Source organism: Pseudomonas flexibilis (genome assembly GCF_000802425.1).
GTDB lineage: Bacteria > Pseudomonadota > Gammaproteobacteria > Pseudomonadales > Pseudomonadaceae > Serpens > Serpens flexibilis.
The window spans coordinates 1-12,488 of record NZ_JRUD01000032.1 but is presented as its reverse complement, the minus strand read 5'-3'; the positions used below and the strand labels follow the sequence as shown (position 1 = coordinate 12,488).

Here is a 12,488-nt window from a genome sequence, read left to right as displayed (position 1 = left end):
GGCGTTCAAAACCGAATCGGCAACGGCCGGAAATCGCGCGGGGTCAGGCTGTGGGTGGCCAGCAGGTCGATCATGCGGCCATCCAGCCGGGCGGTGGCCTCCTCGATCTGAATGGTGAGGTTCTCGGCGCACACGGCCTCGCCTTCCAGGAAGGCATCGGCATAGCGTTCGGCGGACGACTGGCCGAACTGGTCGATGGCCAGCTCGCCTTCCAGCACAGTCTCGCCCTCCGGCGAAAGCGCCTTCACGGCGATACGCAGGTCGGTGATCTCGTGCAGGCCGCTGTCGAAGGAAAACACCGCCGAGCACTGACCCTGGCCGGCCCAGATGGTGCTGGAATGCCAGAATTCGACCGCTTGCGTCAGGTTGGGCAGCCCGAGGGTGAGCAGGCTGACGGCGAGGATGAGGGGGCTACGCATCGGGGACTCCTGTTCTTGTTCTTCACTGAACCCACGAAACACTGCGGCGGCCCTCACTGGCCGGCCGGACGATGAAACTGCTTGCCGATCGCCAGCAGACCGACGATCAGCGCGCCGACGAGGATGCCGAACAAGGCGGCAAGCAAGGTCGGTGCCAGAAACGCCAGCACCTCGCCGGCCGGCAGCGCGGCAGTGCGCTGGGCGAGCTGATCGATGACGCGCTGCACGGGTGGCAGGCCATGCACGAGGATCGCGCCGCCGACCAGGAACATGGCGGCGGTACCGGCCACGGAAAGCCCCTTCATCAGCCACGGGGCGGCGCCGAGGATGCCGCGGCCCGCGCGTTGCGCCAGTGACGAGGTGCTCTGGCTGAGGTACAGGCCCAGGTCGTCCAGCTTGACGATGCCGGCCACCAGGCCATACACGCCCACCGTCATGGCCAGGGCGATGCCGGACAGCACCAGCACCTGTTGCACGAAGGGGGCGCCGGCCACGGCGCCCAGGGTGATGGCGATGATTTCCGCCGAAAGGATGAAGTCGGTGCGGATCGCACCCTTGATCTTGTCCCGCTCGAACGTCTTCATGTCCACCGCCGGGTTGGCGACCGCTTCCAGGCGCTGGTCGTGGTCGCTGGCGTCCTCGTCGCGGCTGTGCAGCAGGCGGTGGGCGATCTTCTCGAACCCCTCGTAGCAGAGGAAGGCGCCGCCGAGCATCAGCAGCGGCGTGATCGCCCAGGGCGCGAAAGCGGCGATCAGCAGGGCGGCCGGGACCAGGATGGCCTTGTTGAGCAAGGAGCCCTTGCACACCGCCCAGACCACCGGCAGCTCGCGGTCGGCCTTCACGCCGGTGACCTGTTGGGCGTTGAGTGCCAGGTCGTCGCCCAGCACCCCAGCGGTTTTCTTGGCGGCCACCTTGGTCATGACCGAGACGTCGTCGAGCAGGGTAGCGATGTCGTCGAGCAGGGCAAGCAGGCTGGAACCGGCCACGGTGGATCCTTGCAATGAATGGGGGCGACCGCATGGTCACGGGATGGAGCGCGATTTTGCTCCGTTGGATCACGCCCCGGCAGGCAGCGTTCAATTTTATGTGAAGGCTGTCACATCCATGGCGCCAGAAGTCCGGCTTCAGGTGCCGTGCGTCAGTAGGCGCTCCTGCAGCATGCGGTCCCACGGCGGCAGCTCGCCGAAGCGTTCTTGCAGGAAGGCCAGCAGCAGGCGGGTGCGCGACTGGGTCTCGCGGTTCAGGTTCAGGGCATAAATGCTGCTCGGTTCCGGGCGGGGCAGGCCGTCGGGGCAGAGCAGGGGGACCAGCTCACCGCGCAGCAGGTGTTCGCTGACCAGCCAGGTCGGCAGATGGGCGATGCCCAGCCCGGCCACCGCGCCGAACAGCAGGGTTTCGGCGTTGTTGGTGGTCATGCGCTGGCGGCGCGGCCGGCACAGCTGGCGCTGGCCATTGATCTCGAAGCGCCAGGCGTATTGCGGTGTCAGGCCATCCCAATCCAGCCCGTCGTGGTCGACCAGTTCCAGCGGCGAGCTGGGCGCGCCGCGGCGCTCCAGGTAGGCCGGGCTGGCGCACAGCACCCGCACCAGCGGCGCCAGAGGCGTGGCGATCAACCGGGTATCGGCCAGCGGGCCGATGCGCAGCACCAGGTCCACCTCACCCAGGTGATCGCCGCGCAGGTCGACGAAGCTGTCGATCAGCCGCAGCTGCACGTCCAGGCCCGGGTAGAGGGCCAGGAAATCGGCGATCACCGGCGCCAGCCGGCGACGCCCGAAGGGGGCCGGGGCATCGATGCGGATGCGCCCCTCGGGCGCACTGCTCAGGGAAACCGCCTCGGCGCGGGCCTGGCGCAGTTCATCGAGGATTCGCTGTGCCCGTTGCGCAAAAGCCAACCCTGCCGGGGTGGCGCGCACGGCATGGGTGCTGCGCAGGAACAGGCTGCTGCCCAGGGCCTTTTCCAGGCTGTCGATGCGTCGCGCCACGGCCGAGGGCGTCAGCGGATGCCGGCGCGCGGCGGCGGAAAAGCTGCCGCATTCCAGAACATCGAGGAAGATCGCCAGCTGATCGGTGAGTTGATCCGGGTTCATGAAACGGTGCCTTTGCGGATTGCGCAAAGCCATTGTGCGCGGCATCCCGTTTCCCGGCCAGTGGGTCGTGGCTAGCATGGCGGCCCTGCGACTGGAGGCACCATGCAATTCCTCGATTTCTCCCTCAATCTGATTCTCGGCCTGCTGCTCGGTACGGTCGGCGGGCTGTTCGGCATCGGCGGCGGCCTGATCGCCATCCCGGCGCTGGGCATCCTGTTCGGCCTCGACCAGCAGATGGCCCAGGGCACCGCCCTGGTGATGGTGGTGCCCAACGTGCTGCTCGCGGTATGGCGTTACAACCAGCGCAACCGCATCGACCTGCGCTACGCGCTGGCGCTGGGCATCACCAGCTTCCTGTTCGCCGTCATCGGCGCGAAATGGGCGGTCAGCCAGGACCCGCGCCTGATGCGCCAGGCCTTCGTGGTGTTCCTGTTCCTGCTCGCCGCCTACAACCTGCTGCGCATCTATTACCGCCCGCAGGCGGGCAGCACCGAGCTGCGTTACCCGTGGCCCTGGCTGGCACCGCTGGGCGCCGTGGCCGGTCTGGCCGGCGGCCTGCTCGGCGTGGGCGGGGCGGTGGTGGCCACGCCGGTGCTGACCAGCGTGTTCGGCACCACCCAGGTGATGGCGCAGGGATTGTCGCTGGCCCTTGCCATTCCCAGTACCTCGGTGACGCTGGTCAGCTACGCCTGGCATGAACAGGTGAACTGGGCGATGGGTATTCCCCTGGCCATCGGCGGCCTGCTCAGCATCAGCTGGGGCGTGAAGATCGCCTATGGCCTGCCGGAGCGGCGGCTGAAGCTGCTGTTCTGCGGTTTCCTGGTGGTGTGCGCGGTGGGGCTGGCGTTCAAGGTGTGAAGTCGCGACGGTAGGGCGGGCAGTGCTTTATCTGGCCGCGGTGGGGGCTCCTCGGTGGACAAGGAAAACGTTGTCCACCCTACGCCTGGCTGGAACCCCGGTGCGGGTAGACGTAGAACGTCAGTGCTTTATCTGGCCGCGGTGGGGCACCTCGGTGGACAAGGAAGGCGTTGTCCACCCTACGCCGGCTCCCTACAGCCGGAAGCCTTCGACGATATGTTCGGCCATGGTTTCGGTCACCGGGTTGCTGCGGCTGCGGTTGCGCAGCAGCACGATGCTGGAGGCGGGTAGCTCCGGCAGGCCGCTGCCGGCATCCAGCACGCGCAGCTCCGTGGGGATCACGCTCTGCATCTGCGCGCTGATCGCCAGGCCGGCGCTGACGATGGCCAGGATCGCCGCCAGGCTCGGGCTGGTGTAGGCGACCCGGTAGTCGATTTCCCGCGCATCCAGCGCGTTGCAGGCCCAGGCGCGGCAGAAGCAGTCCTCGTTGAACATGGCCAGCGGTATCGGCCGCTGGGCATGCACATCGAAGCCCGGCGCGCCCACCCACAGCATGCGGTCCTGGCGCAGCAACTGGCCGATCTCCTCGCCGGGCTGGCGGGTGACGATGGTCAGGTCCAGATCCTGGCGCTGCAGCAGACGCGCGGACGGGTCGCAGTGCACCTCCACCTGCACCATCGGATAGCTCTGCGCGAAGCGCGACAGGATGCCGGGCAGAAAGCGCATCACGTAGTCGTCCGGCGTGCCGATGCGCACCGCGCCGACCATGTGCGGCTCGCGCAGGGTATTCATGACTTCCCCATGCAGCTTGAGAATGCGCCGCGCGTAGCCGAGCAGCACCTGGCCCTCGGCGGTCAGCCGCACCTGGCGCCCGTCGCGCTCGAACAGCCGGCGCTGCAGCACGTCTTCCTCCAGGCGTTTCATCTGCATGCTGATCGCCGACTGGGTGCGGTTCACCGACTCCGCCGCGCGGGTGAAGCCGCCGTGATCGGCGATGGCCACAAAGCTGCGCAGCAGTTCGGTATCGATGGCGGGATAGTGGGCCATTGATCAACCTCCGAGATGTGAGGCATCAGAAACATTCGTTGGATTGATCGTAGGCCCGGCGCAAGACTGTCGCCAACCCCACGGGAGGGCAGACCGATGAAAACTTCACACGTCGTCATGGACGTCCTGCACACACCTCGGGAAGAGGGCATTTCCCTACTCCATCGCGCCCAGCGACTGCTGCGCCAGCTGCGGCGCTGGAAGACGCTGCACGACCAGCGGCGCTGGAAGACGCTGCACGACCAGCGTCACCAGCTCGCTTCACTGAGCGATGCCATGCTCAAGGACATCGGCCTGAGCCGCGCGGATGCCGAGCGGGAGGCGAGCCGCCCGTTCTGGGACGACCCCGGCAAGCCGCTGTGAGTCGCCGGGTGATTGGCAACCGCCAGTCGTTCTGGAATGATGCGCGCCGACTGAACGGAGCCGCCCGGGCTCCGTTTTTTTATGGGTGATCGGGAGGTCGGCATGAGCGTGGCCCGCAAAGGCGCGGATGGGTTCCTGGTCCAGCTGATGGTGCTGCTGTGCGCCCTGTGGGGCTTTCAGCAGGTGGCGATCAAGCTGGCCGCGCCGGACCTGTCGACCCTGCTGCAGGTGCTGCTGCGCTCGACCATTGCCGCGCTGCTGGTGGCCACGCTCATGCTTCGTCGGGACGACTGGCGCCAGGTGTCGTTCACCTGGTTGCCAGGCCTGCTGGCCGGCGGGCTGTTCGCCCTGGAATTTTTGTTCATCGCCCTGGGCCTGCGGCACACCACGGCGTCGCGCATGGCGGTGTTTCTCTACACCTCGCCGATCTTCTCGGCGCTGACCCTGCACCTGCTGCTGCCCGGCGAGCGCCTGAACCCGCTGCAATGGCTGGGCATCGGCCTGTGCTTCACGGGGCTGGCAATCGCCTTCGGGCTGAGCGGCGAGGGCGGTGGCGACGCGCAATGGCTGGGCGATCTGTTCGCCCTGCTGGCGGGTTTCGCCTGGGGCATGACCACCGTGGCGGTACGCTGCTCCAGCCTTTCCGAGGCGCCGCCGGGGCTGACCCTGTTCTATCAGTTGGCGGTGTCCGCCGTGCTGTTGCTGGGCTTCGCCGTGATGCTCGGCGCGTTCGAACCGCTGAACGTCACCGCGATCGCCGTGGCCAGCGTGCTGTTCCAGGGCGTGATCGTCTCCTCATTCAGCTATTTCGCCTGGTTCTGGCTGATGCGCCGTTACCTGGCCTCGCAACTGGCGGTGCTGTCCTTCATGACGCCGTTGTTCGGCGTGCTGTTCGGGGTGCTGATTCTCGATGAGCCGCTCACTGCCGGCTTCCTGATCGGCACCGCGCTGGTGCTGGCGGGCATCAGCCTGGTCAGCGGCGCCGACTGGCTGCGCCGGCACCTGCGCGGCGTCAGCGCCTGAACAGCAGGCGCAGGGCCTGGCGCGGCGAACAATCCTTGAGGACGTTGGCCTTGCGCAGGATCCACAGGCCCAGCCCCACCAGCAGCAGCGCGAGCGGGCAGACGGCCGGGCGCGCGGCGATCAGCAACAGACTGCTGAAGATCAGCATCAGGGCGAAGAACTTCAGTTCAAAAGCGCTGCGTTCCTGGTCCCAGTTCGGGCTGAGGCAGAACGGGCATTCGCTGTGGCCGTGATGAACGCGCGGCACCATGAGCCGACCGCATTGCTTGCAGCGCACGTTGTGGGGGGAGTGATCCATCTCGGGTTACCTGGGTTGAGGCCATCGTCCATGTTCCAGTTCATTGCCGGGCCCGCAGTGCAATAGCCTGACAATGGACATGGATATTGTGCCGCCAGGCTCGTCAGCCAAAAGTGGCTTTTTGCCGCATCGGCGTCGGCATGCCTGTTGCGGGCCGCCGACACGTCGGCGCTAACGAAAAGAGCCGGCGTGATGCCGGCTCTTTGCGGTGGTGCGTGCCTCATTGGCGGCCCGAAAAGCGCGGACCGCCCTACGACTCAGAAGTGCAGTTTCACCAGCAGGCTGGCGGTGTTCTGGTCGGTCTCGAAGGCAGGGCTGTCCTCGATGCCGTACTTGTTCTTCCAGTAGTCGTACTCGATACCCACGTACAGCTGTTTGGCGCTCAGGCTCAGGGCCTTGCCCAGGTCGTACTTGATCTGCGGGTTGAAGTGCAGGTTGTTGCGGTAGTTGTCTTCGTTGCCGACCACCCAGTCGATGAATCCGTCGATCACCAGGTCGGAGTTGCCGACCGGCAGGGTGTAGCTCCACACGGGGGTGATCTGCCACAGGCCTTCGTCATCGCCCTTGACGCTGCTATCGGTGTGGCGGCGATAGAGGTTGACCTGGAAGTAGTCGAAGCCGGGGATGGCCAGGTCGAAGCCCGGGCCGATCAGGTAGTTCTTGATGTCGCCTTCGCCGAACTCGTAGGTGGCGGCCAGCAGTACGTCCGTTACCGGGCCGGCCTTCAGGTCGGCGCCGGTCAGCTTGCCGAACGACAGGCGCGGCGAGAATTCGCCGTAGTAGGTGGTGTCGTCGCCTTCGCTCACATCGGAGTAGTGGATGGTGTCGACGAAGAAGAACACATCACCGAAGCTCCAGCCGCTGGCGTGCTCGAAGGTCAGGGTCTGTTGCTTTTCCGGGTTGACCTTGAAGTTGTCGCCATACAGGAAGGTGAGGCTGTTGTTCTGCCACTGCAGCAGGTCGGCAGCGTTGGCCTGGGCGCAGGCCAGGGTGGTGCAGCCCGCCAGTAGCGAGGCGGTGAGGAAACGGGACATGAAATACTCCTGGATAGATACGTCCCGGGCACGTATGGCCCGGCCTCGACTACGAGGCGGGGCGCATTCTATACGTCTCGCTGTACGGATGGCTGCGACATCGTGACCGTTGTGGCGGGTCAGCTGCCGCGCTGCATCAACTCCCGGCGGATATGCCCGATGGCGCCCATGGGGTTGAGGCCCTTCGGGCACACCCAGCTGCAGTTGCCGATGCTGCGGCAGCGGAACAGGCTGAACGGATCGTCCAGCGCCGCCAGGCGTTCGGCCGTGGCCTGGTCGCGGCTGTCGACGATGAAGCGCCAGGCCTGCAACAGCCCCGCCGGGCCGATGTACTTCTCCGGGTTCCACCACCAGGACGGGCATTGCGAGGTGCAGCAGCCGCAGAGGATGCACTCGTACAGACCGTCCAACCGGGCGCGCTGCTCCGGCGATTGCAGGCGCTCGATGGCCGGGGCGGGCTCGTCGTTGATCAGCCAGGGGCGGATGCGCTCGTACTGGCGGAAGAACAGGCTCTGGTCGACCACCAGGTCGCGGATCACCGGCATGCCCGGCAGCGGGCGGATCGTCAGGCGCGCCCCGTCCAGCACCTCGGCAACCGGGGTGATGCAGGCCAGGCGATTCTTGCCGTTGATGTTCATGCCGTCCGAGCCGCATACGCCCTCGCGGCAGGAGCGCCGGTAGACCAGGGAAGTGTCCAGCTCGTGCAGGTGCTCCAGCACGTCGAGCACCATGCGTGCGCGGAACTCCTCCGGCACCGGGAACACCTGCATGCGGGGTGCCCGGTCCTGCTCCGGGTGGTAGCGGTAGATGTGCACCTCGATCATGGTGCTTCCTCTGTGCGGGCGGTCGCGGCATTGGGCGCCGCCGGCCCGGCAAGGTTCACGCCGGGCGACAGGCAGGCCGGATCAGGCCTCGTTGGCTCCCAGCGCGTCGGGGCAGGACGGGATTTCCTTCAGGCGAAAGCCCTCGCGGCGACAGCCCCGCGTGTTGAGCAGCAGGTAGCGGCCCAGCAGGTGCAGCACATAGATTGAACCGAAGATGCGGTAGCCCAGGCGCAGGCAGGACTTGAGCGAGTCGAGGTTGTGCGATTCCACATAGGCCACCAGGCCGGCCTTCCCGCAGCGCTGGTACCACTGCAGGGCGCGGTTGATACCGATCGGGTACAGGCGCAGGCCGCGGTGTTCGGCGCGGGTCATGCCCTTGTACATGTAGACGTAGCGGGTATCGAACTCCAGCAGCAGTTGCGGCGGATGGATCCGCGTCGGCTGCAGGGAGTACCAGCTGTACGCGGCCAGGCAGCCGTCCTTCAGAATGGCGTAGCAGCGGTCGCCCTTGGCCAGCGCCTCGTCGAGGAAGTCGCCGTCCAGCTCGTTGCGCGGGTCCATGGCGTAACGGCGCAATTGTGGCTCGCTGAGAAAGCCGCAGGTGTAACCGGCCGGGCAGGCGAGGTACGCCTGGTTGACGTGGTGCAGGTACATTCCGCGCAGGATTCTGAACAGGGCGAACTTGTTGATGACCTTGATCATCAGCAGGTAGAGGGTGCGATACAGGCCGTGGCGCTGCAGATCGAGTCGCAGCCGGCGCAGGGCACGCTGCTGGGGCATGGTTTCCATATTGGCCTCGTGGCATCGGACGGAACATGCGACTCCCGACGCCAGGGCACTCCCGCCCAGTAACGTTTCACGAGCCGCTCCTTGGCCCCGCCCGGGTGGGCGGGTGGCTCCTGCTGCCGCGCCGAGTATGCACGCGTGCGTCGCAAGGGCCGGGCTGTATGAGCCGCTCGCCGGGAAAAAATTCCCGTTGGAATAAAGAAATGTGAATTGATAGCCCCTTGCGATAGCTCCACCGAACATTCGGTCGGGTCTGCGCGTCGCGAAGGACTCAGGCCGGCTTTTCGTCCGCCGGCGCCGCAACGTCCAGGTCCTGCAGGTCGGCGCCGCCCGTTTCCTGCTCGGCCTCCTGGGCTTCCGGCATCATCTCCAGCACGGTGGGCGTGGTGTTCACCAGGGTGACGTGATGGGCCTGGCGCCTGGCCTGCTCGCGCACCTGGTGCATGCGCAGCAGCGTGAACAGCGCCAGCAGGCCCAGGATCAGGGTGTGGTACAGCGGCAACCCCGGCGCGCCCAGCCAGTGCATCAGCGCACCGGCCAACACCGGCCCGAAGGCCGCGCCCAGGCCGTTGAGCACCAGCATGCCGGAAGACCCGGCCAGCACGTCCTCGGGGGCCAGGCGGTCGATCATGTGGGTGACCGCGATCGAATAGGTGGAAAAGCTCAGGCCGCCCCACAGGAAGGCCGCCACCCACAGTGGCGCGGCGGCCGGCAACAGGCTCATGGCCAGCGAGACCAGCGCCGCCAGACCGGTGATCCACAGCAGCACCAGCGGGCGCGGGTAGCGGTCGGAAAGGCGCCCGATCGGCCACTGCAGCAACGCGCCGCCCAGCACCGTCAGGCTCATCAGCGAGGCGATGTCCGCCGTTTCGAAACCGCGTTGTCCGGCATACACCGGAGCCATGCCCCAGAAGGCGCTGAGCGCCAGGCCCGACAGCACGGAGGCGGTCACCGCCAGCGGCGATTTGCGCGCCAGTTGCACCAATCTGATGCTGGGCACATCGGGCAGTGTGGGTTGGGCATGGCGGGTGAGGGTGATCGGGAGGGTGGCCGCGCTGATCAGGATCGCCGCCAGCGCGAACAGGAAGAAGGTCATGATGCTGCCCAGCTGCAACAGCTGCTGGGCGACGGTCAGCGCACCGAGGTTGACGAACATGTACACGGCGAACACCTGGCCGCGTTTCTCGCCGGTGGCGTCGGCGTTCAGCCAGCTCTCGATGACCATGTACAGGGTCACCAGCGCGACGCCGAGCAGCACGCGCAGCAGCAGCCACGCCCAGGGGTTGACCACCATGGCGTGCAGCAGGGCGATGATGCAGGCCAGGGCGCCGCAGAAGGCGAAGGTGCGGATATGACCGATGCGGCGGATCAGCGGCGCGGTCAGCCAAGAACCGAGCAGGTAGCCGGCAAAGTACCCCGACATCATCAGGCCCAGTAGGCTCTCGGAGAACCCTTCGGCCAGTCCGCGCACGGTGATCAGGGTATTGAGCAGGCCGGTGCCGAGCAGCAGCAGGGCAACACCCTGGAACAGGGAAATGGCCGAGGGGAGGGCAGCGTACATGGATGAATCCCGGTCGGTGCGCGCGACGCACTGAACGTCTCGCCTTGGCGAGCGATCATCAGGTCGCGGTGCTCATTGGTTGCGAGGCTTCCCGCGGGAGACGCGCGCAGGCCTCCACCCCGGGAAGCGGACCTAAGCTCTGAGCCTGCCGGGCGCGCTCAGTTCCGGACCATCCGTGTCGGAGCGCTCAATCGTCCCGGGTCAGCACTTCCAGCAGCTCGATCTCGAATACCAGGTTGGCATTGGCCGGAATGCGCCCGACCTGCCGCTCGCCATAGCCCAGATGGGCCGGCACGAACAGCTTGCGCTTGCCGCCCACGCGCATGCCCATCAGCCCCTGGTCCCAGCCCTTGATGACCCGGCCGGTGCCAATCACACACTGGAACGGGCGACCCTTCTCCACCGAGGAATCGAAGACCGTGCCGTCTTCCAGCCAGCCGGTGTAATGGGTGGTGATCAGCGCGCCCTTGACCACGGCCTTGCCGTCGCCGGGCTGGAGGTCTTCGATCTGCAGTTCGTTGCTCATGGCCAATGCCCCGTGACAGTGAAAAAGGCGTGCGTTTTCGCAGGAAACGCAGTGCAGGGCAAGGGTGCCACCCTGTCGGTTGTTTGCCCCCGGCGCGGCGCGTTACCCTCCGGGCATCTCTCCGCAGGCAAAGGGAATTGCTGTCTTGCTGCGCACCTTACACCTTACTTCTCCTTCGCACTTCCACGGTTGCCACCGCCGTGCTCCATGCCGGCACCGGCAGCTTCCGCCTGCGTGATAGATCGACGTCACGCGAATACGGTGTGTCGGTGAAAAGCTCGGGTAAATGGTTGGGTGGAGAGGGATTTTTTCGTTGAGGCTAGGGGCGGGTTCGGAGTTATACGGAATCCACTGTTATCCGTTAGCATGGATTCCATCTAATCACTGTTAGGCAAGGCGGAAAGATTATGGGCGACTGGGATTTTCTTTACGAGATGAATGAGCGCGGCTACAGCGCCGAAGAAATCGCTGATGCTGCCGGGTGTGGCGTAGCACCTTGGCAGTGGAAGTACGTTGATCGGGATTGGGTTGACTCCCAACTCAAAGACACGCCAGAAGATGACGTTTACTCCATAGAGCCATGCGAGCCGTTTGAGAGCAGAGACGGCTTTCCCTACAGCATCCTAGAGCAAACAGAAATCTTTCAAGACCTAGTGGAGTGCGCTACACGGCACTTCGAGAACACAGGCAGATACTTGCAAGTCTGGGGTGAGCTCGGAGAGATCTACGCTGAGATCAAGTTCGGGCTTCGCCGTCACGGCACTCACACGGCTGGATCTGACGGCACAATCAACGGCAAGCTCGTTGAGGTAAAAACCATTTCACCCGAGAAATCAAATGATCGTGTGATAGTCAAGAGTCAAGGCGACTTTGAACAATTGCTAATTGTCCGGATTGATCAAGATTTCCAATTTCAAGGCAAGCTCTTTGACAGAAGCGAACTCAAGGGTGCCGCTAGCAAGTTCCTCAGGGGGCGCCTGAAGGTATGACGCGAGCCTTGCCTAACAATTCATTCAAGCCGACGCCGCTTCGCGGCGCGGCTTAATTCAGGCGTTAGAGAATTATGCATACATCTACGCTCAGCCACCAAGCTCTCTTTCGCGCTGGAAGTGAATCCAACGGATGTACGGTTGCAGAGCGAACCTCATCAGACTTCTTAATCAATGGTGAGTCTCTACTTCATGCCATAGTGAAAGCAGATGGAGGGCATGATGACTTTATGGGCTGTTTTGTAAAAGGCTTTAATGCTCAAAACGAAACCACTGCCAGAAAGGTAAAATTGCTTACTGAGCCTGAAAACCGTGTACTGCTTTATATATGTCCAGAGTGTGGTGATATCGGTTGTGGCGCTTACTCCGCACATATAGTTAAAACCAACTCCGGTTACATATGGGAAAATTTTGCGTACGAAAACGGTTATGAAGAACCACGCATCATTGAAAACATCGGCCCTTTTTTATTCGAACCTCGCGCTTATGAAGCTGCAATTGATCGCGCAGCTATTCTCTAACAACTGGTTCAAATCGTTCGCTTCGCTCACTGGGACGGGCTAAAGCCCGCCCCTTAACCAAACGTGTGTGCCGGGCATGGCACGTAACTATGTCGGTGAAAGTCCGGCAGCCAGGTTTTCGCAGAGCCGAAGGCTAGGGAAACGGCAAGGGC

The 12,488-nt window shown here is 64.6% G+C and carries 15 protein-coding genes; 5 read left to right on the top strand and 10 right to left on the bottom strand.

What is annotated here, in order from left to right:
• Positions 1-5: 5 nt before the first annotated feature.
• From SF06_RS16835 to SF06_RS16825, 3 genes are all read right to left on the bottom strand, one after another.
• On the bottom strand, positions 6-419 hold the full coding sequence (locus tag SF06_RS16835; RefSeq protein ID WP_027589145.1) for an IrmA family protein: 414 nt from the start codon (positions 417-419) through the stop codon (positions 6-8).
• A 53-nt stretch (positions 420-472) separates the two neighbouring features.
• Entirely contained in the window at positions 473-1,405 is a 933-nt protein-coding gene (locus SF06_RS16830; RefSeq protein WP_039562758.1) for a DUF808 domain-containing protein, read from the bottom strand.
• 138 nt (positions 1,406-1,543) lie between these two features.
• Complete coding sequence (locus SF06_RS16825; protein WP_027589143.1) at positions 1,544-2,506, bottom strand: LysR family transcriptional regulator; 963 nt, start codon at positions 2,504-2,506, stop codon at positions 1,544-1,546.
• A 102-nt stretch (positions 2,507-2,608) separates the two neighbouring features.
• On the opposite strand from SF06_RS16825, the gene SF06_RS16820 reads away from it, so the two are divergent.
• Complete coding sequence (locus tag SF06_RS16820) at positions 2,609-3,364, top strand: sulfite exporter TauE/SafE family protein (RefSeq protein WP_039562757.1); 756 nt, start codon at positions 2,609-2,611, stop codon at positions 3,362-3,364.
• A gap of 192 nt (positions 3,365-3,556) precedes the next feature.
• On the opposite strand, the gene SF06_RS16815 is transcribed toward SF06_RS16820, so the two are convergent.
• Entirely contained in the window at positions 3,557-4,411 is an 855-nt protein-coding gene (locus SF06_RS16815) for a LysR substrate-binding domain-containing protein (RefSeq protein ID WP_039562756.1), read from the bottom strand.
• Positions 4,412-4,507: 96 nt separating this feature from the next.
• Between SF06_RS16815 and SF06_RS16810 the strand changes: the two genes are divergently transcribed.
• Both SF06_RS16810 and SF06_RS16805 read left to right on the top strand, forming a co-directional pair.
• The gene (locus SF06_RS16810) at positions 4,508-4,774 is read left to right on the top strand and encodes a DUF1127 domain-containing protein (protein WP_081993460.1); all 267 of its coding nucleotides are present in this window, start codon (positions 4,508-4,510) and stop codon (positions 4,772-4,774) included.
• Positions 4,775-4,876: 102 nt separating this feature from the next.
• Positions 4,877-5,797: a DMT family transporter gene (locus SF06_RS16805; protein WP_027590496.1), complete on the top strand. Its 921-nt coding sequence runs from the start codon at positions 4,877-4,879 to the stop codon at positions 5,795-5,797.
• Here SF06_RS16805 and SF06_RS16800 read toward each other — a convergent pair.
• The 6 genes from SF06_RS16800 to SF06_RS16775 all read right to left on the bottom strand — a co-directional run bounded on the left by SF06_RS16800 (position 5,787) and on the right by SF06_RS16775 (position 10,826).
• A complete protein-coding gene (locus tag SF06_RS16800) occupies positions 5,787-6,095 on the bottom strand; it encodes a PhlB family protein (RefSeq protein ID WP_027590495.1) in 309 nt (102 codons plus the stop codon). The genes SF06_RS16805 and SF06_RS16800 overlap by 11 nt on opposite strands.
• A gap of 257 nt (positions 6,096-6,352) precedes the next feature.
• Positions 6,353-7,129 (bottom strand): outer membrane protein OmpK, encoded by a 777-nt coding sequence (locus tag SF06_RS16795; RefSeq protein ID WP_027590494.1) that lies wholly within the window; start codon positions 7,127-7,129, stop codon positions 6,353-6,355.
• Positions 7,130-7,248: 119 nt separating this feature from the next.
• Complete coding sequence (locus tag SF06_RS16790) at positions 7,249-7,953, bottom strand: succinate dehydrogenase iron-sulfur subunit (RefSeq protein WP_027590493.1); 705 nt, start codon at positions 7,951-7,953, stop codon at positions 7,249-7,251.
• 81 nt (positions 7,954-8,034) lie between these two features.
• The gene (locus SF06_RS16785) at positions 8,035-8,742 is read right to left on the bottom strand and encodes a hypothetical protein (protein WP_027590492.1); all 708 of its coding nucleotides are present in this window, start codon (positions 8,740-8,742) and stop codon (positions 8,035-8,037) included.
• A 268-nt stretch (positions 8,743-9,010) separates the two neighbouring features.
• A complete protein-coding gene (locus SF06_RS16780; protein ID WP_027590491.1) occupies positions 9,011-10,300 on the bottom strand; it encodes an MFS transporter in 1,290 nt (429 codons plus the stop codon).
• A gap of 187 nt (positions 10,301-10,487) precedes the next feature.
• Entirely contained in the window at positions 10,488-10,826 is a 339-nt protein-coding gene (locus tag SF06_RS16775; protein WP_027590490.1) for an FKBP-type peptidyl-prolyl cis-trans isomerase, read from the bottom strand.
• Between the two features lie 407 nt (positions 10,827-11,233).
• Here SF06_RS16775 and SF06_RS16770 point away from each other — a divergent pair, with 407 nt between their 5' ends.
• Complete coding sequence (locus SF06_RS16770) at positions 11,234-11,815, top strand: DUF6998 domain-containing protein (RefSeq protein ID WP_039562755.1); 582 nt, start codon at positions 11,234-11,236, stop codon at positions 11,813-11,815.
• A gap of 74 nt (positions 11,816-11,889) precedes the next feature.
• Positions 11,890-12,336 (top strand): hypothetical protein, encoded by a 447-nt coding sequence (locus tag SF06_RS18140; RefSeq protein ID WP_076380970.1) that lies wholly within the window; start codon positions 11,890-11,892, stop codon positions 12,334-12,336.
• Positions 12,337-12,488 lie beyond the last annotated feature (152 nt).

Bases quoted from the DNA above. Each gene is read 5' to 3' on its own strand.
- SF06_RS16770 (WP_039562755.1), top strand. From the start codon at position 11,234: ATGGGCGACTGGGATTTTCTTTACGAGATGAATGAGCGCGGCTACAGC.
- SF06_RS16775 (WP_027590490.1), bottom strand. From the start codon at position 10,826: ATGAGCAACGAACTGCAGATCGAAGACCTCCAGCCCGGCGACGGCAAG.
- SF06_RS16805 (WP_027590496.1), top strand. From the start codon at position 4,877: ATGAGCGTGGCCCGCAAAGGCGCGGATGGGTTCCTGGTCCAGCTGATG.
- SF06_RS16820 (WP_039562757.1), top strand. From the start codon at position 2,609: ATGCAATTCCTCGATTTCTCCCTCAATCTGATTCTCGGCCTGCTGCTC.
- SF06_RS16800 (WP_027590495.1), bottom strand. From the start codon at position 6,095: ATGGATCACTCCCCCCACAACGTGCGCTGCAAGCAATGCGGTCGGCTC.
- SF06_RS16780 (WP_027590491.1), bottom strand. From the start codon at position 10,300: ATGTACGCTGCCCTCCCCTCGGCCATTTCCCTGTTCCAGGGTGTTGCC.
- SF06_RS18140 (WP_076380970.1), top strand. From the start codon at position 11,890: ATGCATACATCTACGCTCAGCCACCAAGCTCTCTTTCGCGCTGGAAGT.
- SF06_RS16825 (WP_027589143.1), bottom strand. From the start codon at position 2,506: ATGAACCCGGATCAACTCACCGATCAGCTGGCGATCTTCCTCGATGTT.
- SF06_RS16795 (WP_027590494.1), bottom strand. From the start codon at position 7,129: ATGTCCCGTTTCCTCACCGCCTCGCTACTGGCGGGCTGCACCACCCTG.
- SF06_RS16815 (WP_039562756.1), bottom strand. From the start codon at position 4,411: ATGGCCCACTATCCCGCCATCGATACCGAACTGCTGCGCAGCTTTGTG.
- SF06_RS16790 (WP_027590493.1), bottom strand. From the start codon at position 7,953: ATGATCGAGGTGCACATCTACCGCTACCACCCGGAGCAGGACCGGGCA.
- SF06_RS16810 (WP_081993460.1), top strand. From the start codon at position 4,508: ATGAAAACTTCACACGTCGTCATGGACGTCCTGCACACACCTCGGGAA.
- SF06_RS16835 (WP_027589145.1), bottom strand. From the start codon at position 419: ATGCGTAGCCCCCTCATCCTCGCCGTCAGCCTGCTCACCCTCGGGCTG.
- SF06_RS16785 (WP_027590492.1), bottom strand. From the start codon at position 8,742: ATGGAAACCATGCCCCAGCAGCGTGCCCTGCGCCGGCTGCGACTCGAT.